Origin of the sequence: Pseudomonas sp. Z1-12 (assembly GCF_051132015.1) — a bacterium.
GTDB lineage: Bacteria > Pseudomonadota > Gammaproteobacteria > Pseudomonadales > Pseudomonadaceae > Aquipseudomonas > Aquipseudomonas zanjanensis.
The window spans coordinates 1,601,732-1,622,055 of record NZ_CP071647.1 but is presented as its reverse complement, the minus strand read 5'-3'; the positions used below and the strand labels follow the sequence as shown (position 1 = coordinate 1,622,055).

The following is a 20,324-nucleotide window of genomic DNA, read 5'->3' as shown; positions in this document are numbered from 1 at the left end:
ATGGATGCAACTTGGCGAGTATCAGGCAGAGCCTATCAAGTCGCTCGTGATCCTGAGCGCCTGCTCATTGAAGAGCGCGCCGAAGCTCTCTCAGCCGCAGGCTATCCGCTGCTAGGTGATGATCCGGCGATGTACGCTGAGCAAAGGCTGAAAGCTGCCAGAGAGGCAGCTCGTTCATCTCCGGTAGGTAGCGTTAGCGAAAACACTGCGGCTGAGCTATCCGCAAGAGAGGTATCCCAGGTACTGAGGGAGGCGATTTTCGGTCGCAGCGTCATGAGTAAGGTTGGTCATGAATCGTGGGACGAGATTTACGCCGGCCACTTCCAGATCAATGTAGACGGTTGGGAGATATCGATTTACAACGACTGTGATCAGCTCGACTACTGCGAACAATGCATCAGCCCTGATGGGCGGCGCTGGTCGTTTGACTCGGGGGATCGCTTTGGCACTGATCCAGTAGCACTGCTCAGCACATGGGAGCATCAGACACTAGAGCGGATGCTGAAGGAGTTGTGAGTCTGATTTAACGTATCGTTGCGTGCCCCTACTAGGGAACGGCTGTCTTGAACCAAGCCTTGGCGTAAACGCAAGCGTCTCGGCCTCCGCGCTTCCATCCTCACACCTGCGCGCTGCGCTTGCATGATTACCGCCGAGTTTGTGGTGATCAGCTAGCTATCGCGGCAAACTCGGCGAGATACGCTGAGGGTCTTGGTTCGGTTAGCTGCCGTTAGCGTCATCATGCCCGAATAAAGTCGGATCAAGCACTAGGCTACGCAATGACTCAAGGCGCCGTTCTGCAGCATCAGCTTGCTTGTAGAGCTCAGAAGCCTCATTGGGCGTACCTGCTGCTTTCGCCAGCTCGGCCATCTGGCGTAATAACATAATCCGCTCCTCCACTGCTCGCAAAGTGTCCCAAAGTCCGGTATCGATAGCGGCGTTGACCTCACAAATCAGCGACTTGATGGAAAACGCGTGACCGGTGTGGCAGCGAAACCTCACGATTGATCCTTCATGAATCTGTACCAAGACTCCGTGACAATCCGGGCAGGTGAACTTAGAAATTTTACCGAGATCCATGACGCCGGCTTCTAAACCGTTGCCGTTTATGGCAATGGTATTTTCGACTAGATGGCTTGTTGTTACTTCGCTCTGAGAGCGTTGAGCAGCCAGGGTGCCGACCACTTTGGCTAACTCACGTGCGATGGATTCAACCGAGCCAACTAAATCGATCTCAACGTGTTGTATGGCACTTTCAGGCATAGAGCTGAGCATCGCTTCTGAGGGACTCTGAACGTAGCTCAAGCCACCTCGATCTTTCACCGCCCAAAGCCCAGCGGTGCCATCATCAAGTGCGCCTGACAAGACTATGCCTATTACTCTGGCGCCATAGCTCACCGCCGCTGAACGAAATAACACGTCCACAGCAGGCCGAGCTCGGCATTCCTTTGGCCCGCGCGTCAAGCGTATACCTTCCACCGTCACCACCAGATGACGATCCGCGACGGCCACATAAACGGTGCCCGGCTCCAGACGCTCACCGTCTTGAGCCGCCTTGACTCGCATCCTAGTCACCCTTGAGAGGATGCTGTGAAGCACGCTTGGCTCGTGAGCGGGAATATGCAGCACCACGAGAAATGCAGCTGGCAAATCTGAAGGGAGATGTTCAAAGAACGACATAAGGGCTTGAACACCACCCGCAGAAGTACCTATAACCACAACGTTTCGTGCACTAGCATCCAATTTACCATTCACGATTATTTTCCTATGTTTAATCTAATAGCACGCAGGGAAGGCGTTTTCGTCATGTCCTTCGTGCCCATAAGCTACCGTATGCAACAATTCATCAGTGCGATGTCTGGCTCAATCCTGATAGCTGTCCTCACACCCTTGGCGGTTACAGGTGGCAATGGCGCCCGTCTCGCCTTGTTGACGACGGGCATCATAACGCTGGTTTCGAAAAAACCTTTGCCAGCGATTGCTGCGGGCATTGCCGTAGCGGCCCTATGGCGAAACCTTTGAGTTGGTTGTCGGCCCAGTTGCTGCGGCCTGGGCAGCCGCTTTTCCGTCGAGTTTCATTGACTTACCCGAACCGTATCAGCGGCCTGCCGTGGTTTGAGGGGTAACGCAATTCTTTAAGCTATCCGGTTGCTATGCTGTTCTTTTAGCCTGAGGGAAACGTGCATCGTGACTGAATATTCACTACCCGATATTTTGGAGAGAATGTACCAAAACCAGCTTGCCCTCGAGGCTGCCCTAATGGAGCTAACCCTCCATGTGGAAGCCCAGGGGCATACGGAAGTAGGCGACAACATCCGTGGTGCCCTGGAGACAATTGGCGAGAACGCCGGATATATCAAGCAAGGTCTAGCCCGCCTCAAAAAGCTTCCATGACCCAGCCGGTTTTTGATTTTGATCTCAAACGCGTTTCTCGCGCGCACTACATCACTGGCAAGGCTGCGATCAACTTGGTTCGGCTCCCTGTCGAGGGTTGAGGCCGGCTGCGTCTGCAATTAACCGTGAGGAAACCCATAGGCGCCTGAAGTCGCGTTTCTTGGACAACATGGTACAGCAACAGTCCAGCCAGCCGATAAAGTGGCCAAGCGCACCTGGGGAGAGAAAACGATCTAGCTTTCTACCCGATTCCTTCCTTTTGACTTCGCGGCGTAAAGTAAACGGTCAGCTTTGAGGAGAAAATCCTTGTAATTCTCATCCCCTGTATTGCAAGTAGAGATTACACCTGAGCTTATTGTGACTATGCCAAATGGGCTTGCTGAATGTTCAATTTTTGCGTCTAACAGGGAAAGTCTAATATTTTCTGCAACCATGACCGCACCTGCTAGTTCAGTGTCCGGAAGCAAAACTACGAACTCTTCCCCACCGTAGCGAGCAGCAATATCACCGGGTCTATTGACGTTGCCTGCAATAACGCTTGCTACGCGCACTAGGCACTCATCGCCGCTCAAATGACCGTAATGGTCATTATATTGTTTGAACAAATCTATATCCAAAAGAATTAAAGATAAGCTTGTCTGATTTCTCGTGGCACGCTTCCATTCCTTTGCCATAGCCAAGTCAAAACTTCTCCTATTAGCCAGAGAAGTGAGACCATCTGTATGGGCAATCACCTCTAGCTCTTTGCGGATTACTTTGAGCTCGCGCTCTGCAACAAGCAGTTGTTGGATCTGCCGATATAGCAAGCTGCCTAGAAATGCCAATGCCAATATGATCGAACCTACCAGTGCAACCGATTGGTAAACATATGACCACCAAGGAGCAAATACATGCTCGTACGACACTCCGGCTGCTGCGACGATAGGCAGCCCAGCCAAGCGACGATAGGCATAGATCCGCTCAACGCCATCGACAACGGATTTGAGAATTGCAGTACCGCTATCGCTCTGGGGTAAATACCGGCTAAAGATCTCACCTTTGGAAAGATTGGTCGTCATCAAAGCTGCGACTGTCGGGCGTCGGGCGAGTAGCTCGCCGTTATTGAGTGCGAGGAAAATTACTCCTTCGTCGTCAACGTCCACACGCTTGAAAAAGCTTTGAAAATAAGAAACCGGAACAGTGGCTAAAACAACCCCAGCGAAGGCTCCATCAGCTGTTTCAATACGCCGGCTGATAGGAATCACCATGTCGCCAGTCGTACGACTTTCAACTATGGAGCCTACGTGGATGGACTGGTCATCGTGCTCACGATGGTAAATGAAGTACGCTCTGTCGCTGTTGTTTTTAGTTTGCAAACCCTCAGAGAACGAATTGGCCATCCAGTTGCCTTGTGCATCGAAGATGAAAAGCCCCTGAATTCCTTCAATATCACTCACCTGTCGGGCCATCAGCTTCGCCAAGCGCTCTTGTTGATCGGGGCCAATCCCATCGTGCGCTACACGCTCAGCAAGATCTCGCAAGGTATTGTCGGCTTGCAGCATCGTGTCACGTGCCTGCTGTTCTGCGGCCAGGACAATGTTCGAAACAGTTATTTTGGCCGCGTCTACTCGCTCGCCGGACGACTTCACCATCTGCCAAGCGGTTGCGAGGATCAACGAAAAACAAACTAGAAGAATGAAACCTATCAGCGAAAGAGACAATGCTTTAGGTGTCAGCCTTGCTGATATCGGTAAGAAGAGCGTCATTTTTTCGTCGTCAAAATTTGCGGTGGGCTTAACAGAGCAATTTTCATACCGTAGATCTAAAGAAAGATCAAAGCATTCGCCCGCAGCTTCTGAGCGCCCCCGGAACGCGTCGAACATTGACAGAGCGCCCAAAATTCAATACCTGCGCCACCTTGTAAAACGCCTTAAGCACCCCTTCGACTGATGGTGCGAAAACTCACCTCCATTGGCTGGTAAAGATATTTGCAGCCAGTTGCGCAGCGCTCCCAATGCTCAATTGTGGCAGCGACGTTCGTGTGGGGTATATCAATCACTGCCACCCAAGCCTTGCCTGGATCTCGCGCCGGTAAGGTGTATCGATCTGGGAAGGCACTTTTCCGATGTAGTCGCGCGCATGCTCACGTGTTTCTCCGCATAAGCCGGCAAGATAGGCAATAGCGTCTTCGGCTGCGGGAACTAGCCCTTCAATGCCTCTAAACCTTGGAGGCAGTCCAGTCCAGATTACCGCGTCCAATTGGCGGTGGATTGCCCATTCAGCAATAACTCCCTCTGCCGTCGCACCGACCACGAAACTGCCGATGCCATCCTCCCGATCTTGAGGAACCCCCTCTCGAATTCTTAGGGCCTCGCGCGCGTCATCAAGGTTGTCCAGATCTAATACCGCCCAAAGCACTTTGCACCCGGGGGCGTTCGCACATATGGCTGTCGTAAGGTCTCCGTTATCACTGACTCGGGCGAACTCGATGGGCAACACCGGGCCGTCCATGAACCATTCGCTCGCAAGCGGTAGGGTGCCCGGTTTCCAAATCAACGACCCCCATCCTAGGCATGCAATTACCATGATCAGCACCTGTGTTTAAAACGAGCTCACTTGAAATGACCGGATACATCTAGGTTGGCTGCTTGCGCAGCAGTCCGGTGCAATGCGCACCGCCTCCATGACAGAGAATTGGTTCAGCCTTTTGTTTTCCTTGGATCCGCTGATCGAGGAAATGTACGTTCCTCTTGGATCGTGCCGTCCTCTTTGTGAATTTTGAGAGAGGCTGTTTTTCCTTGAAGAAATTCGCTCGCTATCTCGGTAATTTCTGCTTTGGTAGAGGCGGTCTTGGAGGCGCGTTGCGCGCCCTCTTTGACGAGTTCCCAAAGCTTTTCTGTTTTCTTGATGTGATAGTTATCCATTGGCTCACCTCTGATATGCCGTATCGATATCTGCTATTAGGTTGACCATTGGAGATCCAGAGAGTTTGAACGGATTGGCGGCACGCTGAATGCTCTCGGAAATCCGCTTCGGACGTTTTTAGGCGATACAACAACAAGATCCAATCGGCACGTTTCTCAAGCGGAACGTAACGAAGTAAGCAATGCTCGAAGGGTCGCCTTATGACCTTCGAGTCCTTCATTTACAAGTTCGTATTCTCGTAACGCGGCAAAGCGCCCGCCGTCTTTGCTGCTCTGCATGAGCCGACCAAGGAGCAACTGTTTTTCATGCAATGCTCTAATGGCGACCCACAGTGCCTCCTCAATCGTTTCATTCTGGGCATGAAATAACGCGGCGGCGGTGTAGGCATGACCGGTATGGCAGCGAAACCGTGGTGATGACGCGTCTATCTCCCACAGAGCGCCTCCGCATTCAGGACAGGACATGCCTGCGACTTGGCCGATCTCATCCAGCGCGTAGGAACCACCCTTACTGAAATCCTCGGCCAGATCATTCTCCGTAGCGAATGGCTCGATACGTTTTGACTCAGAAGGCGCTGTCGCTCCGGCTATGCGCTGATTGATGATCTGTACAACCCTCCTACCCAACTCAGTGAGCGGCAGGCATCCGTCAACACTTACATGAAGAAGAGCGCTCGTCGGCATTGAGGGCGCTTCGGCAGTCTCAGGGTCTTGTACGAAGGCAAGCCCGCCATAGGCCTTTATCGCCTGAAGCCCAACTACACCGTCATCAAGTTCGCCAGTCATCAACACCCCTATGGCATTGCTTCCGTAGCTGATGGCAGCCGATCTAAACATCGGATCAATCGCAGGTCGCGAGTGGTTTTCCTTGGCGCTCCGAACGACCTGAATAGCTCCTTTTTTGACAAGCAGATGTTTGTCCGGAGGCGCTATGTATACACGACCCATCTGTACCCGTTCTTCACTTACAGCGAAGCCGACGGGCAATGGGCTCGCTTGGGCAAGAAGGTTAGGAGAGCACTAGGTTGGTCTCCGATGTGCAGCGTGACAAAGACAGCCGCATTTAAATCAGACGGAAGCTCGGCAAGAAACGCACGCAATGCAGCGAGACCGCCGCTGGAAGTGCCGATGACGATGACTTGGTGGTTTTGGCTTTCCTGCTGCATGAATCGATCCTAGGTTGCTAGCTGTTGCATGCTCCAATTTGATCAACTGCCCCAGCTACTATGCGAATGAGTGCTTGTCTGTGTCTCGATGATGCGTTGACCCGCTTCATAGTTTCGATAGATACCTCGGGGGGAAGGTTCGAAAAAATGCGCACTGCTTGATCTAGGTCATGGGATTGCTGAGCAGCATCCTTAGCCCTTGGCACACAATTGGATCTTAATTCGGTGCCCACTCAGGCGACTAGAAAATCGAGGCGCCTAGCTCTCGTTCAATACGCTGCGAGGACGTCTGTAGGGGCACGACCTGAGTCGAGTGTCCCGTGTGCTCCAAGCGCTTTCACCGCACCCACGCTATTTATGCTTACACTCATGCAACCGTTCCGTTTGTTTGGTCGGTTTTGAGAGGAGGATTGTTTGAACGTAAATTGGGAAGGATTGCTGCCGATTCGCGGCGAGGTCATCGTGATTGAGGACGACCCAACTCTGCAGTCGCTCATGACCGATATCATGGATGAGATTGGCGCTAGGACTGTCTCGTTCGCTACGGCGGATGATGCCTTGACCTACCTGCTCGGAGCACATGGCGAATGCGTCTTAGTGATTGCCGATTATGGCGTCCCCGGACAAGTCCAAGGCATCGAATTCATAGAGATGGTCAAAGGCAGGTGGCCTCACATCGCTGCGATACTTACCTCGGGTTATCTGATCCAGGGCACCGCAGTGCCAGCTCAAACTATTTACCTGCACAAGCCTTGGTCACTGGATGAATTGGTGGCGGCAGTGGCGGAACTTTTGCAGCCCGGTAAACCGATTAGCAAACGCTGAGCCTGGCTTCGAAATCGTAAGGCCAGGCAGGACGGGGTTGGTGCTCAGCCCGTTAGGTCTGCAACACTACTGCTCATGAAAACAATTCGGCGCTGAAGCCCCTGATTTTTTTGAATTTTTCCCCGCTCGATGACTCCGTTAGCAAGAGCAGACGGAGTTACTCATGGAAAACAATCTATTCATCATCAACTACAAGCTTCATGGTGTGCCGAAGTCCTTCATCATCCGTAGCAAAGCGATGCAAAACGCCGATGCCTGGCACTGGGCTAGTTGCGATGCGGGCGTAGCACCCATTCCCAGACCTGGTCGCCCGCCACTGAAAATGGTGTCCAAACCTCAAGCCGAAAAATACGGCATTACCGATGTCACCTGGCGAGCCAGCTCAACGTAGCAGTGCGCTATATGGCGCGCGCCTTTGATAAAGCCGCTTCGCGTCGTAGCCCTACCGCAAAGTCGGTGGCCGGCTGAATACTCTGGCCAGTTATTGGAATCAAAGGCTGAATCGATCCGTCGGCTACTCTCACAATAAAATCGAGGTCATGATGTCGCCTTTTGATATCCAGCGGATGCTGATAGACGTATTTCCCTTAACGTTTTTGCTGGAGGTGGGTTTCCGGGCCACCTTCGCTTTTCTCGCAGTGTTTCTTTTTTTGAAATCCAGCGGACGACGAGGGATCAGACAGCTTTCACTCTTTGAGCTGGTCGTGATTTTGACATTGGGCTCCGCCGCAGGAGATGTGTCCTTCTATCATGACGTTCCGCTGCTGCCGGTCGCCGTAGTATTTCTCACGCTCCTGCTTCTCTACCGGCTTACCGTCTTAGTGATGACCAAGAGCAAAAGATTCGAAGCCTGGATGGATGGGCTTCCGGTAACCGTCATCCGTGACGGTCTCTATGAGCTCAAGTCTTTAGAAACGCTGAACATCTCATCCAACGAATTGTTGATGGAGTTACGACAGCAAGGTGTTGAACATCTCGGACAAGTAAGGCTCGGTCTCGTTGAGACCGACGGCGACATCAGCCTTTATTTTTTTGAGCAGAAAGATCTGCGCCCTGGGCTGTCCGTCCTACCATTAGAGCATCGTGCCGAGTTTGAAACCGCGCCTGCGTCGGCCCTGTATTGCTGCGCAAATTGCGGTTTCTCTCAGCAAATTGCGGAGGCCCAGCGGGCTGATTGTTCTCGGTGTAGTCATGACATCTGGTCAATTGCGCTCACAACACCGCGCTGTCGGTGACGACGCCCTCGGTTGGGCTACCGGGTACAGTGATGCTGTACGCCCGGTACGCCAGTGACCTAGCGGACGGGCTCATTACATTACTGTCTAAGGGGCAACTTTCGCGAGCCTGGAGGGAGTCTTGTCTTGAAATTGACCTGGGCAAGCGAAATCTCCTTCCGCTCCATAGCCCATCCTGATGTAAGCCTTCCTAAACTTGAGCTAATTGCTGCTCCATCGAGACGTTTTATGAAAGCTGATTTCACTGAAGTAGAAATGCGCCGAGCTTTGTTCGGTACGGCTAAGCCCGAAGAGGTTCTTGCACCTCCAGCACCGGAACCTGTGGCAGAAGTCGTCATCACCAACCCGATAGCTGTATCTGCAGCCAAGAAGAAGCCGGCGAAACCGTTCACGCCTAGGCTCAGGGTCACGCTTCGGGTTGGAAACGAATTCGAGGGACGATGCACGAGCTGATCCATGAGGCCGACACGCTGAGTTCGTTACTTGCTGAGCAAGATGCTGTGAGGGCTGCCAGGCAGAAGTACAGGTACGTGGAAGTGGTATCGGTTAAATCGATGTAACAAACGCGGCTGGGCTAATGAGGTAGCTGTCGATGTGCCTATACAGAACGTGAGGCCTCTGCAGGGCTACGGTGTCGCGTCTGCTCAATCATCGACATCAGAGGCCAAGGAAAGCGGCTGAATCAGATGCGAGCCCTGATTCCGAACATTTCCGACATCCTTACCAACCTTGTACCAATCAAAATCTGTAGCGGGCCTGCATTGCTCCATCGCTAGTTCACGAGCTCGCTCAGGTGAGGTATTCGGGTCGATCCATTCACGCGCATGCTCCGGCGATAAGACTAAGGGCTTGCGGTCGTGGATATCGACTATGCCTTCATCACTCGCGGCGGTAATGATGACAAAGCCGTCGCGATCATCCGGCTCCATACCTTCGTGCACCTCGGCCAGCCCTGCGAAGAACATCGGAATTTGCTCTTTCAGAGTAATGAAATACGGCTGCTTTTTCTTCGGATCTTCTTCGTCCTTTACCCATTCGAACCAGCCATTCGCCGGAGCAAGCACGCGTCCGTTTGGCCAGAGCTGATTGAAAAACTTACCGGTGATGACGCTCTCGACTCTGGCGTTTATCGGGTCGGGACGCTTACCCTTCGCCCAGAAGGGCGACCATCCCCATTTGACCTTGTCGACACTCAACCCCTCTCCCCCTGGCCGAATGATCTCTACCCGCGTCGCCGGCGCGACGTTGTATCGCTCAATGGGCCAAAGGTCATAGCCATTGATCACTAGCTGCTTTGGCGCAAGCTCCTTGAGGTAGTGATCCATCGATTCGTAGATCGAGTAGCGTCCGCACATGCTGTCACCCGTCGAATTGTCGTGCTTATGAGATTGACCGCAAGCGAACCAAATCGTTAACTGTATGTATATACAGTTTCCACTCTAAGGTTTGCATCATGAGCATCACCATTCTGGGCCCGCTGGCTACCGGCGGCGAGAAGCTGCCTCTGTACTCATTCAAGGTGCCTGCAGGCTTCCCTTCGCCCGCTGCTGATCACATCGAAAAGCACATTTCTCTAGATGAGCTCTTCGATATACGAGCTCCCCACGTCTACCTCGTGAGGATTGATGGCGACAGCATGCAGGGCGCGGGGATCTATTCGGGGGATATGGTGGTGGTTGATCGAAGCATAGATCCGATCAGTGGGGACATCGTCATAGCTGCCCTTAATTCTGAGCCATTGCTCAAGCGTCTGCATTTGCGCGACAACGCCGTAATACTTCTGTCGGAAAATCCCAAGTATCCGGCAAGGCACGTGATGGAAGGCGACGAACTCATGATTTGGGGTGTAGTGAAATACAGCGTCCGCGATCATGACAACACCTGAACCTGTCTTCGCCCTGATTGACTGCAACTCGTTTTACGCAAGCTGCGAGCGCGTCTTTAGACCCGACCTCGCTAAGACACCTATCGTGGTGCTGTCCAACAACGACGGCTGTGTGATTGCGCGTAGCTACGATGCAAAGCCTTTCGTGAAAATGGGTCAGCCGTACTTCCAGATCACAGACCATCTCCGCCGGCATGGTGTTGTAGCGTTCAGCAGTAACTACGCGCTGTACGGCGACATGAGCGAGCGCGTCATGACTATCATCGAATCGATGGTGCCAGCGCTTGAGGTCTATAGCATTGACGAAGCGTTTGCCGATCTGACTGGCATACAGGGTGATTTATCTGACTTTGGCCGAAGAATGCGATCCGTGCTTTTCAAGCGCACGGGCATCCCAGTCGGCGTAGGCATCGCTCACACCAAGACCTTGGCCAAGCTGGCGAACCATACAGCCAAGCGGCTACTGGATATTACCGGTGGTGTGGTGGATCTGTGCGATCCGTTCAAACGGGACTGGACGTTGCGCAACACCGATGTCGGCGAGGTCTGGGGTATCGGGAGGCGCATGAAGGCTCACCTGGAAACGATGGGCATCAAGACCGCGATGGACTTGGCAAAAGCCGACCCCTGGATGCTTCGCCAGAAATTCAGCGTGGTGATCGAGAAGACGGCTCGCGAACTCGCCGGCACTTCATGTTTGGAATTGGGTGAAGCTGATCCACCCAAGCAGGAGATTTGCTGCAGCAGGATGTTCGGCTCGCGGCTTACCGAGATTGAGCCAATTAAGGAAGCTGTCGCTACCTATACACAACGCGCGGCGGAAAAGCTTCGAGCACAAAACTCGCTATGCAAGAAGATCCGCGTGAGCATTAGGACAGGAATGTTTAATCCCGAGGAAGCGAAGTATGCGAACGGCGCCTTGGTGGAATTGCCGTACCCGACCAACGACGTGCGGCTCATGGCCAAGGCAGCAAACGAAGCGGTTAACCGTTTGTTCCGGCCTGGCTTCAAATACAGCAAAGCCGAAGTATTGCTGATGGATCTGCGACAGCCTGGCGAATTCACCGATGACCTGTTCGCACAATCTCAGCCGGTAATGGCGGATAAGGTGATGGGCGTGCTGGACGAGATTAATGGCCGCTGGGGAAAGGGAGTGGTGCGTTTAGCCAGCGTGCCTGTCGCCCCTGGTTGGGCAATGCGTCGGGAGCTGATGAGTCAGAGCTATACGACGAAGCTTGATCAGTTGTGGACGGTGAGAGCCAAGTAGCAACGACGCGATGGACATCTTCCGCCCTAAAAACGAGGCGCTTGAACCGCTGCTTACGGCCAGGAGCGGACATTCGTTTTTCTGACTGCCGTGAGGGCTGCATTACAGATTCACCCAGAACGGCCAGGCCCAAATTAACAGGTAGGCCTGCTTTCGCGCGTGACTCAAAAAAACTCTCCGATTCCGCTGACCAGATGGTGTTTTAACGTCTTCGCAAGGGTACTGTGAGCGGGATTTTCACTCGCTGAAGGAAGGGATATGAAAGTAGGGATTGCTGCGGCATTGATGAGTGCCACGATCGCTGTCTACGCAGACGATTTGAAGTCGTTCAAGTTCGACTCCGCACCAACGGCTGTCCAGGCAGGTGCTCCGCCGAGCTGCGGCTTTGAAAGCTTCAAGGCCCCAGCAGGGCTAACAGTCTATGCGGCGGGCGCCTATTCCGGGCGTGAGGTGCCCTTTCAGATTGACCAGAGCGGCCATCAGGCCACCCAATTCGACATTGCTGTCAACAGCCCTGACAAACCTGTGGCGTTAATACTCGGCGCCTATGAGCCGACGGTGTGGAATATCGGCTGGACTCAGGGCACTAACATCGTCGCTGTCTACGTGTCTGGCTATCACCGCCAAGCAGTGGCCGGACTCGATTCCAAGATACCCATTCTCAACAGCAGCTACCACAACAAAGGAGCATGCGGTTCTTCCTACGTGACCGCAGAAGCTAACGAATACCTGAATCCCTTATCCCGAAAATTGTTCGGTCAGCCCGTGACGATGGTTTATCCCGGCGACCAATCTGGCAAAATTTCGGTTGGTTTGCCCTTCGGCGCGGACGCGAGGCTCGTCACGTCTTCAACGGTGAGCCCCGAGTCCCTGCGCGATAAACAGGCGCCGCTGGCCGGCCAGGCGGGCATCGACGTAGCAGTGAAAAACGGCTCGCTACGGGCTGCCACAAGTGCTGATGCTCAGGCTTGGATTGATGCCAAGGTAGCGAGTAGCCCCAGGCGCGATGTTCCGCCCGTAGCCGGAGCAGTTGCAACGCGCCCGTCGCCGAGCGTTTACAAGGCCTACGTGATATTGAAAGCCTTCACCTTCCCGGCCGGATTGTACGGCGGCAACGCGGTCACGTTTTACGTACCCAAGGGCGTCCCCCTACCGAGCGGCCAACCGGGACATTCCGCAGTTTATGATTTCAATTCCCTGCGTTGCGAGGGCGCAATGTGTCGGTAGAATTGAGTCTTGCAGACGTTTACCTGGCTAATGGATCTTAACCGAATGCTTGGCGGTGAACCGCAAACGGCTGGCGCCTCAAACCTGTAGGCGTGCGGCAACATGTCCTGCACGTATCGGGCAGTAGTAACTGCCCGATCTCATTCGATTACTGAGTTAACATACGCAATCGCCTTACCCAGATAGTCAGTGAGATGTAAGCATCCAGCAAGTCACTTGTTCGATCCAAGTTATAGAGATAATGGTGTCAGATCAGGGCGCGATATCGTGTCTCAAGCAACGGCGCCAGGATGGTGTGTCGCTCGAATGGGTGCAAGGGTGTAGGCGACCAAGCCGATGAGCAGCCCTCTAAATGCTGGCTGTACGAAAGGATACAATCGACCCAAAGCGGACATTGCCTGTAGCTGAAGTCGACCGACCATGAATCCGTATTGCAGCATGGAACTGACGTGTGGCAGCGCTGTGCGGCCACTCTGTAAGCGCTATCTTCGCACCTAACCGGAAGAAGCTCATGATCATGGTGTTACCGAAGAACGAACTCAAGGAACTGTCGGTGAAAGCGGAAGCAGACGGTTTAACGCTGAGTGATCTTGTCCCCATTTGCGAAAGGTTCGCCGTTGCACCGCATGATGTGCTGAACGAGCTGTCCGTCGCGGTTGCGGAAGGCTATCTACAAGGATCTCTGCTCTATGATTTTTGCAACGGCGTTATGAACGGCATCATAAATGCTGTGGTTGAAGTAGGCATGACTAACGACATGCCTCAGCCCGCTTTCTCGCTTTACCAAGCATTCGATCAAGGTGAATGGTTCCGCAGTAACGACCCACCGGAAACTGACCCCAGTGAGAAATACACGAAGCCGGTGGTAGAGGAAATAATGCGTACCCTTAGAGACTAGCTTTCACTGATCGAGAGGTTTTCGCTCTTCGGCTGGAGGGTAGTGATCGAACGCCGCTTTTGGCCGAAAGCTGCCGATTACCGGTGGCAACAGGTCGGATTGGTGTAGTTCCCAAAGTAAATATCGGATCGCCTCGGAAGGGGAATATACAGAAAAATCCTCAAGGGACTGACACTCGGCGCCGATACCATCCTCATATTAATAACGCTCGATGGCCCAAGCCGTAAGCCCAAGGAAGCTCCATGCGCAAAACCCACCTCATTGCCGCTCTCATTTCCGTAATTCTTGCCGGATGTGCCTCAGCACCCTCTACGTCAACGGCCAAGATCGACTACAACCGCCAAAGCTACGATGGTACAAGATTCGAGAAACCGGGAGTGGATGTCTCCTCCCAGCAAGCCACCTTTAAAGCCGACATCGATAGCTGCGAAGCCGATGCCAGCCGAAACTATCAGGAGTCCATCGCTCGCAGTGCCCAACTGTCGCAACTGTACGGCCAAGCGCTGAGTCCTCAAGTATTTGCAAAAATGAAACGCCTTCAGGTAAGCGTGTGCATGGCGGGTGATAAAGCATCGTCGAGTAAGGGCAAGGGATGGACAGCTGTCCAGCCGGGTTAAAAGCGAGCACTGCCTCCGAGTCGGCATCATCGCGAGTGGTATTTAATTGTTGGCGCGAGTGGCAGCCATCGGCCAAAAGCTGTCGCTCCCCAGCACCTAAAATCGATGGTGCTGCAGCCACTGCCCCCCAGCACTTAAATGTAAGTTCGGAGGTTTACTGCTTGATCGACATTATGAATTAAACTTACTTTGCATTATGGAAAAGATTAATATAAATTGGATTTTTACTTCTACCGGAATCTGTCCAATCAACATTGAGCAGTGATAAAGCAATTTGCACCAGCACGAAGACAAATACCATTATCGAGTAGCGCCGCATCCAAATTAAACTTTTTACTTGCAGTTTTCCATTATTCAAGTCCCTACGCCTTTCTACGTCCTTTCGAAATGAAGAGACATGGGAGCGAATACCAGCTATTCGATTGCGCGTAAATTTTCGATATTTTTCTTCACACCAATGTAACCCCTCTTCAACAGCAGTCAATCTTTCCTCAATTACGTTCAGCTCTAGTCCTGCGTCCAGTAATTTTTTTAGATCGCGCTCTTCTTTTCTATTGCCACCTAGGAAAACAGGACTTACCTTGCTTGTGCACTTTTTGAATCGTGAATATATTTCTGTCAGGATTGCTATATAGCTATAATTGTCAGTCACTCCAATGAGCTTGAAATTATAACGATGGAAGCTTTCAGTTTCCAAGGTTACTTGGCTCTTCAAAAAAATTGCATCTAGTCCAAATTGACTCGGGACGTAGTTTTCTATGTACTCTTCTGATGATTCTTCACTCAGCGGACTTGTCAGAAACAGGCCTCTATCGCGTTCAATTACTACAATAGAGGTGCTGGCCTTCTCGTTTTCCAATGATGGAGAATCCTCAAAATAAGAACCTACATCTTCTCTGAAAAAATCGGCAACCTTCGAAAACTCATCAGCCTTTCTTTTTATGCCCCAAACTTCTAGCAGCGTTTGAATCGCTTGCTTAGCCTCAACTACTACTTCATTTGCCTTGCTATACAAAAAATCTTCAATTACAGATCGTCTGTCGTGATGCTCAGTTATTGCAAATTTTGGGGAGAACGGGTTGAAAGATTGAAATACTTCATATCGCTTAACATGGCGAACGTCAACATCAGAAACTAGCGAGTTAACAGACTCATCGAAGCTCACGTAAAGAGAAATATAGCAAGCCCCATTTCTTAACCTCAGAAGAGTTATATAACAGCTTTTAGGTAGTTGAGCCGCGATACTTACGCATCCAACCGAAAACATTGTTGCGCGATCAAAAGACACTAAACCTAGATTAATGTAACTGGCACCAATTAAATCTTTACTTTTTATCACCTTTTCGTGCATTGAACTGTAATTTCCTCCTGCGCGCGGCTGTCCACTCATCCACCTGTGAACTTTATCTAAATCCTCACGCCCAATTTCTGCAACAAAGCTTATACCTTTCCAAGAAACTTCACCTTCAAACATACTGGCAGTTAGAATGCGATTTTCTTTGCTATGAATCTCTCGCATTACCTCGCTGTCCTGCTCGCCATAATCCTTTCCAATAAACCGCAAAAGGCTAGGCGCGAGCCACGGGAACCTCAAAGAAAATATCAAAATCCAGCGCGTCAGCTTTATTTTCATCGCAAGCACGACCAGTTTGTCCTTCAATACAGTTCTCCTTAATTATCACACGCATCATTCTCTCCTTCCGGCCGACCGAATCCCCGCAGTCAGAACAATCTGTTTACTAATCGATTACTTTCACGTGTAGATAGTAGACAATTCAGCTTGGATGGTGAGCACTTTACGAAGACATGAGCAGCAGGTCTACTGTTTGCTTTTTGGCCGTTAGCTGTCGCTTGGGAACGCCCGCTATTGGCCGAAAGCTCCCGGGTCAGGGGTTGACCAGCTCCATGATGTGGGTGGCATGGGCGTCTTCTGTTCGCATGAAGCCGCAGCGCAGGTAAAACGCATCGCCTGCAGAAGTATCGGTAGAAAGACGCACCTTCTGAAAGCGAAGAGCGGCGTGTGCAACCAACGCCTTTACCAGCGCGTGACCGACATGTTGATTTCTTGCCGCAGGCGCCACGTACACTCGCCGTAGCCTTGCGGTATTGGTCTGATTAAAGGGATCAACTGATAGCCCTCCGATTCCTATCAATTGCTGGTTCGAATACGCTGCCATGAGACATTCACCGGGCGCGTTGAAGCGATTCTTTCCTGAATGCCATTCCGAAATCAGGCGCGTCAGAAATCTGAACCCTTCTGCAATTGCCTCTTTCTCCAAAGTAATAACTTCCGCCGGCAGGTGAGTGATGTGTTGAATTTCTATTGGTTTCATTCATCGTCCCTGATTAGGTGTGAATCCTTTTTGGCTGATCGAGGGCGCGTTGGGCGCGTACTGTGAGCGATGCGAGTGGCAGATACAGACCCAAGGCGGGCATCCACTCGTGACTATTGGGATCATGCGCCCACGTCATTTATCAGTTTGCGCCAGGCATCGCTTGCCTTCTGCTCCGAGGTAAAGACTTGTACTTTTGGATGCCAGAACTGCCCCTCAATTATGATGCATTCTAGGGTAGAGTCCTGAAACGTGAAGACATAATGGATGGCATCTTTTAGAAACCGCTGTCTATCGTGTAGCGGATGAATGGCGTTTCTCTGCTCAAGCTCTGCTAGCCAAGGCGAATTATCTATTCGATGAATTTGGTAATGCTCGAGGCCAAGTCCAATAAGCGGATGACCGCCCAAAGCTTCGTCGTTTGGTGAGCCGAACTGAATTTTTTTAACTAGGGGAAAATGGATTACAGCTATTTCTTCCCCAGCGGTGCAATACCGTAAACATAGCTGCGTGTCCGTGGCAAACACGATGGGTTCGGGCGACGTACTTGGCTGTGGCCAGGAGTCAAGCAGCACTACGGTTGCGAATGACATAGGGAAGCCTAGTGAAGAATAGGGGGCAAAACAGAGTGCGAGAGCGACGCGTTGTCGTCAAACGTTTCTGATCGCGATGGGCTACTTCTGGCCGAAAGCTGCCTTTTCTCAAGGGCAGTTTTCGACCCATTGCGGTCACTCGATCTGAGGCGATGAGCTGATGGCTTATACCAGTGAACTCTGAAGGCGACTGGATTGGACGAGATGATTTCTATCATTTAGTGGGGGGTGTTTCTGGAGCGGGCATGTCGAGTATTGATCGAATAAATGTGTCATCAGACCCGCCTTGAAGGGCATATATGTACCAACTGCCTAAAACTTTTCTATAGCCAACATGCAGGCCTATGACTTCGCCATCATCTCGTTCAACTAGATAGTTTCTATTCTCGAATACTCCGGCTCGTTTAACACTTGGGATGATGTGAACTTTGTACACGGAGTGCCCATCCAGCCAAGCCAGGTAGGCCTCTTGGCTTTTGGTTATTATTGTGGTTTCGTTTTTTTGCCACTTGTCGAAGTGACCGATAAACGCCTTGTCCCAGCAGTTGTTCTCAAAACGTGTCTCTATGCATTTTACATAGCTACTTTCCAAGGAATCTATGTTTGCTATCCGTGAGTTGGCGTAGGCCGTGGAGGTGGTTCCCAGCGCCATCGCAATGACCAAAATAAGGTTTTGCTTCATGTGTTGTTGCTCCTTACCCCAAAGCTCAATTTGAAACCATAATCCAATGATAACCCCGCTCCGAGTCAAAGATATCTGGGCCATCCGGCTCAGGCACCAGTTCGCAGAGCAATGAGAAGTCTGCCAGGGTGGAGGTCATGAGCCTGCCTTTGAGAGAAATTGGATGGCTAGTAATTTCGCACGCTCGGGAGATAGATGAATAGCGAGATTGAAGGGCCGCTTTTGGCCGTTTTCTGCCTATCGTGACCAGCTGAGATTGACTCAAAGCAGTCAGCCGACCTGGAAGCATAATTGGGATGGCGTGTACCAGTGGACTGCGGAGTCGACATGAACGTGTTTTTGCTTTTCAGGCATGAAGGGCGTGTCGAGCGTGCCCAGTGCTATCGAAATCCAGTCGGCAAACTCGCCTTGAGATCGTGACCAGAACAATGTCGAGCCACAGTGCGTGCAGAATTCGCGCAACACTGTCTCTGAGGATGTATAGATTTTGATGCTGGTGGCGCCGAAAAGTATCCGTAGTGCGTTACGGGGAACGCTGCCGTACGAAGCGAATGCTGCCCCGTGACCTTTGCGGCATTGGCGACAGTGACAATGGCTCACTGCTTTCGGTGTGGCGGATAGCTCGTAGCTGACGGCTGCGCATAAGCAGCGTCCTTGGTACACCTCTGTCATACGCTTTTCCAGTCATGCGAAAAACGTCAGCGTAACCGTCCCACTCTAACCAGTCGACCGACAGTTTCTGGCCGACTCCCGCCCATCGTGACGGCAGAGGTCGGCCAATAGCAGATGCTCCTTCATCGGCATACATCAACTATCTGCTAAGCGATATAGCGCTTGAAAGTGAGATGTCGCAAGCCCCGTGCGCTGCAAGTTACGGCGACTTTGCGAACTGGGAAGCGCAGTTGCGGCGATCACCAAACTGCCGTAATTCTTTGCTTGCTCTATGCGATGAGATATCAGGGCTCCATGATAGCCTAAGCCTCGTGCATCTTTTCGGGTGGCAGCCGTCCCGAGGTATGCAACTCCATTACAGGCGAGGTACATCAACGCTCCTGCAACTACATGTCCATCAGCTTTAAGGACGTAAATTTTCAGACGATCATTAGACAGTAGCCCTGCAAAACAGGCCTGGCGCAACTGACGATGCTCTGGCTTGGTATGAAATCCACCCGCATGAACAGCTGCGAACGCAGGAAGAGTGTGTGAGGTGGCTTCTTCGATCTCAAACGAGTGGTGGCTCAAGACTACGTCCTTGATGGCGCACGCGAGCTGCAGGTGCGTCCAACCTCTCAAGCGTTCTAGTCGCCTCCCGTCCACAGAAGCGAACTGCTCCAAGGACGAAGGCTTTCCAATGAGAGGCGTCACGGTTGAATATTCTGCTGAGCTCTTGAGCAAGCTCAAAAGTGGCTGGGGGCTACCGGTGATGTCGCCGTAGATGCGATTGAACATCGGGCTAGGCGACGCATTCACTTGAAAGCATGGAAAAGCTTCGTTGAAAAACACGCGAGCACCGAAAGGGTTTCCACTCACCCGCGACAAGCTCTCAACGCGGGAGCACAAATACTCGGCTTCTGCAGCCTCGATTGCGTGGGCCATTCCAACATCCATCTGCGTAATCCCTATCGAGTGGTTCCAAGGAAGGTAGCGATAAATCAGACAATACGCACCTGCAAAGCACCTGCGCGTAGCAGTACGTTTGCTTGCTCGCTTTAGATCTCAATGATCGGAGCTTCTCCGGTCATCTGGGACACGAGCATTATCTCTAAGCGTAGGTGCCCTGCCGGCGAGTACGAGCGCGGAAGATCAAGATGGCGATGGCTTTTAGCCTTGATGCCAGCTAGATTTGGAGCTTTCTAGAATCAAGGAAGGATATGAAAAAGCTCATCGCAGTTATGGGGATGTGTGTCGCACTCGGCGGCTGTGCTACGTCGCACTACACAGCGGGCCGAGACTTTCCATCGGCCAGCGTAGCGAGTATCACCAAGGGCAAAACCACAACCGCTGAGTTGAAGTCACTGTTCGGTGAGCCCTACGCCAAGAGCCCCGTCAGCGAGACTGACGAGAAGTGGATCTACACCTACACCAATGGCTCAGCCCATGCCCAAAGCTACGTGGTCACCATGAAGGTGACGACTACTGGCACTCAGAAAACGCTCGACGTCTTGATCCGTAATGACGTGGTCATCAACTACACGTTCAGCGAAGGCCCCGCTCCAGGCACTACCACTGCGACGAACTAAGTTCGCCACCTTGCCATTGGGCGACCCACCGGGCTCAGTACGTTGTTGATGGAGCAAGCTCA

At 52.0% G+C, this 20,324-nt stretch carries 23 protein-coding genes and 2 pseudogenes; 13 read left to right on the top strand and 12 right to left on the bottom strand.

Features of this window, described 5'->3' with window-relative positions:
- A complete protein-coding gene (locus J3P85_RS07280; RefSeq protein WP_434605020.1) occupies positions 1-516 on the top strand; it encodes a DUF7693 family protein in 516 nt (171 codons plus the stop codon).
- Positions 517-717: 201 nt separating this feature from the next.
- On the opposite strand, the gene J3P85_RS07275 is transcribed toward J3P85_RS07280, so the two are convergent.
- Positions 718-1,752, bottom strand: coding sequence for a chemotaxis protein CheB (locus J3P85_RS07275; RefSeq protein WP_434603105.1), 1,035 nt, complete (start codon positions 1,750-1,752; stop codon positions 718-720).
- A gap of 12 nt (positions 1,753-1,764) precedes the next feature.
- Here J3P85_RS07275 and J3P85_RS07270 point away from each other — a divergent pair, with 12 nt between their 5' ends.
- Together J3P85_RS07270 and J3P85_RS07265 are read left to right on the top strand one after the other, a co-directional pair.
- On the top strand, positions 1,765-2,019 hold the full coding sequence (locus J3P85_RS07270; protein ID WP_434603103.1) for an AzlD domain-containing protein: 255 nt from the start codon (positions 1,765-1,767) through the stop codon (positions 2,017-2,019).
- Between the two features lie 162 nt (positions 2,020-2,181).
- Positions 2,182-2,391, top strand: a complete 210-nt coding sequence (locus tag J3P85_RS07265) for a hypothetical protein (protein ID WP_434605018.1) — start codon at positions 2,182-2,184, stop codon at positions 2,389-2,391.
- A gap of 233 nt (positions 2,392-2,624) precedes the next feature.
- Here J3P85_RS07265 and J3P85_RS07260 read toward each other — a convergent pair whose 3' ends face one another.
- The 4 genes and pseudogenes from J3P85_RS07260 to J3P85_RS07245 all read right to left on the bottom strand — a co-directional run bounded on the left by J3P85_RS07260 (position 2,625) and on the right by J3P85_RS07245 (position 6,460).
- Positions 2,625-4,136, bottom strand: a complete 1,512-nt coding sequence (locus tag J3P85_RS07260; protein WP_434605016.1) for a sensor domain-containing diguanylate cyclase — start codon at positions 4,134-4,136, stop codon at positions 2,625-2,627.
- Positions 4,137-4,425: 289 nt separating this feature from the next.
- Positions 4,426-4,881: a hypothetical protein gene (locus J3P85_RS07255; RefSeq protein WP_434705338.1), complete on the bottom strand. Its 456-nt coding sequence runs from the start codon at positions 4,879-4,881 to the stop codon at positions 4,426-4,428.
- A gap of 188 nt (positions 4,882-5,069) precedes the next feature.
- A complete protein-coding gene (locus J3P85_RS07250; RefSeq protein WP_041478933.1) occupies positions 5,070-5,294 on the bottom strand; it encodes a DUF2188 domain-containing protein in 225 nt (74 codons plus the stop codon).
- A gap of 156 nt (positions 5,295-5,450) precedes the next feature.
- Positions 5,451-6,460 (bottom strand): annotated as a pseudogene (locus J3P85_RS07245) (chemotaxis protein CheB).
- 414 nt (positions 6,461-6,874) lie between these two features.
- On the opposite strand from J3P85_RS07245, the gene J3P85_RS07240 reads away from it, so the two are divergent.
- The 4 genes and pseudogenes from J3P85_RS07240 (at position 6,875) to J3P85_RS07225 (ending at position 9,080) form a co-directional block, all read left to right on the top strand.
- Complete coding sequence (locus tag J3P85_RS07240; protein ID WP_434603101.1) at positions 6,875-7,285, top strand: response regulator; 411 nt, start codon at positions 6,875-6,877, stop codon at positions 7,283-7,285.
- Between the two features lie 163 nt (positions 7,286-7,448).
- The gene (locus tag J3P85_RS07235) at positions 7,449-7,676 is read left to right on the top strand and encodes a DUF6555 family protein (protein ID WP_434603100.1); all 228 of its coding nucleotides are present in this window, start codon (positions 7,449-7,451) and stop codon (positions 7,674-7,676) included.
- 151 nt (positions 7,677-7,827) lie between these two features.
- The gene (locus J3P85_RS07230; RefSeq protein WP_434605014.1) at positions 7,828-8,520 is read left to right on the top strand and encodes a DUF421 domain-containing protein; all 693 of its coding nucleotides are present in this window, start codon (positions 7,828-7,830) and stop codon (positions 8,518-8,520) included.
- Between the two features lie 228 nt (positions 8,521-8,748).
- Positions 8,749-9,080: pseudogene (locus tag J3P85_RS07225) on the top strand (hypothetical protein).
- A gap of 84 nt (positions 9,081-9,164) precedes the next feature.
- On the opposite strand, the gene J3P85_RS07220 reads toward J3P85_RS07225, so the two are convergent.
- On the bottom strand, positions 9,165-9,875 hold the full coding sequence (locus J3P85_RS07220) for an SOS response-associated peptidase family protein (protein WP_434603099.1): 711 nt from the start codon (positions 9,873-9,875) through the stop codon (positions 9,165-9,167).
- 98 nt (positions 9,876-9,973) lie between these two features.
- On the opposite strand from J3P85_RS07220, the gene J3P85_RS07215 reads away from it, so the two are divergent.
- The 5 genes from J3P85_RS07215 to J3P85_RS07195 all read left to right on the top strand — a co-directional run bounded on the left by J3P85_RS07215 (position 9,974) and on the right by J3P85_RS07195 (position 14,414).
- Positions 9,974-10,405 carry a LexA family protein gene (locus tag J3P85_RS07215; protein WP_434578001.1) on the top strand — a complete coding sequence of 144 codons (432 nt, stop codon included), beginning with the start codon at positions 9,974-9,976 and terminating at the stop codon, positions 10,403-10,405.
- Positions 10,392-11,672: a translesion error-prone DNA polymerase V subunit UmuC gene (umuC, locus tag J3P85_RS07210; protein ID WP_434603098.1), complete on the top strand. Its 1,281-nt coding sequence runs from the start codon at positions 10,392-10,394 to the stop codon at positions 11,670-11,672. The genes J3P85_RS07215 and umuC overlap by 14 nt, the downstream gene beginning before the upstream one ends.
- Before the next feature lie 258 nt (positions 11,673-11,930).
- A complete protein-coding gene (locus J3P85_RS07205; protein WP_434603097.1) occupies positions 11,931-12,899 on the top strand; it encodes a hypothetical protein in 969 nt (322 codons plus the stop codon).
- Between the two features lie 511 nt (positions 12,900-13,410).
- A complete protein-coding gene (locus J3P85_RS07200; protein ID WP_434603096.1) occupies positions 13,411-13,797 on the top strand; it encodes a hypothetical protein in 387 nt (128 codons plus the stop codon).
- Positions 13,798-14,039: 242 nt separating this feature from the next.
- Entirely contained in the window at positions 14,040-14,414 is a 375-nt protein-coding gene (locus tag J3P85_RS07195; RefSeq protein WP_434603095.1) for a hypothetical protein, read from the top strand.
- Positions 14,415-14,598: 184 nt separating this feature from the next.
- Here J3P85_RS07195 and J3P85_RS07190 read toward each other — a convergent pair whose 3' ends face one another.
- From J3P85_RS07190 to J3P85_RS07165, 6 genes are all read right to left on the bottom strand, one after another.
- Complete coding sequence (locus J3P85_RS07190) at positions 14,599-16,074, bottom strand: hypothetical protein (RefSeq protein ID WP_434603094.1); 1,476 nt, start codon at positions 16,072-16,074, stop codon at positions 14,599-14,601.
- 226 nt (positions 16,075-16,300) lie between these two features.
- The gene (locus J3P85_RS07185) at positions 16,301-16,747 is read right to left on the bottom strand and encodes a GNAT family N-acetyltransferase (protein WP_434603093.1); all 447 of its coding nucleotides are present in this window, start codon (positions 16,745-16,747) and stop codon (positions 16,301-16,303) included.
- A gap of 122 nt (positions 16,748-16,869) precedes the next feature.
- Positions 16,870-17,340: a hypothetical protein gene (locus J3P85_RS07180; RefSeq protein WP_434603092.1), complete on the bottom strand. Its 471-nt coding sequence runs from the start codon at positions 17,338-17,340 to the stop codon at positions 16,870-16,872.
- Between the two features lie 214 nt (positions 17,341-17,554).
- Positions 17,555-18,022, bottom strand: coding sequence for a hypothetical protein (locus J3P85_RS07175; protein WP_434603091.1), 468 nt, complete (start codon positions 18,020-18,022; stop codon positions 17,555-17,557).
- Positions 18,023-18,292: 270 nt separating this feature from the next.
- The gene (locus J3P85_RS07170; protein WP_434603090.1) at positions 18,293-18,694 is read right to left on the bottom strand and encodes a GFA family protein; all 402 of its coding nucleotides are present in this window, start codon (positions 18,692-18,694) and stop codon (positions 18,293-18,295) included.
- A 135-nt stretch (positions 18,695-18,829) separates the two neighbouring features.
- Positions 18,830-19,630: a GNAT family N-acetyltransferase gene (locus tag J3P85_RS07165; protein WP_434603089.1), complete on the bottom strand. Its 801-nt coding sequence runs from the start codon at positions 19,628-19,630 to the stop codon at positions 18,830-18,832.
- Between the two features lie 263 nt (positions 19,631-19,893).
- Between J3P85_RS07165 and J3P85_RS07160 the strand changes: the two genes are divergently transcribed.
- Complete coding sequence (locus J3P85_RS07160) at positions 19,894-20,262, top strand: hypothetical protein (RefSeq protein ID WP_434603088.1); 369 nt, start codon at positions 19,894-19,896, stop codon at positions 20,260-20,262.
- The last annotated feature ends 62 nt before the right edge of the window (positions 20,263-20,324 follow it).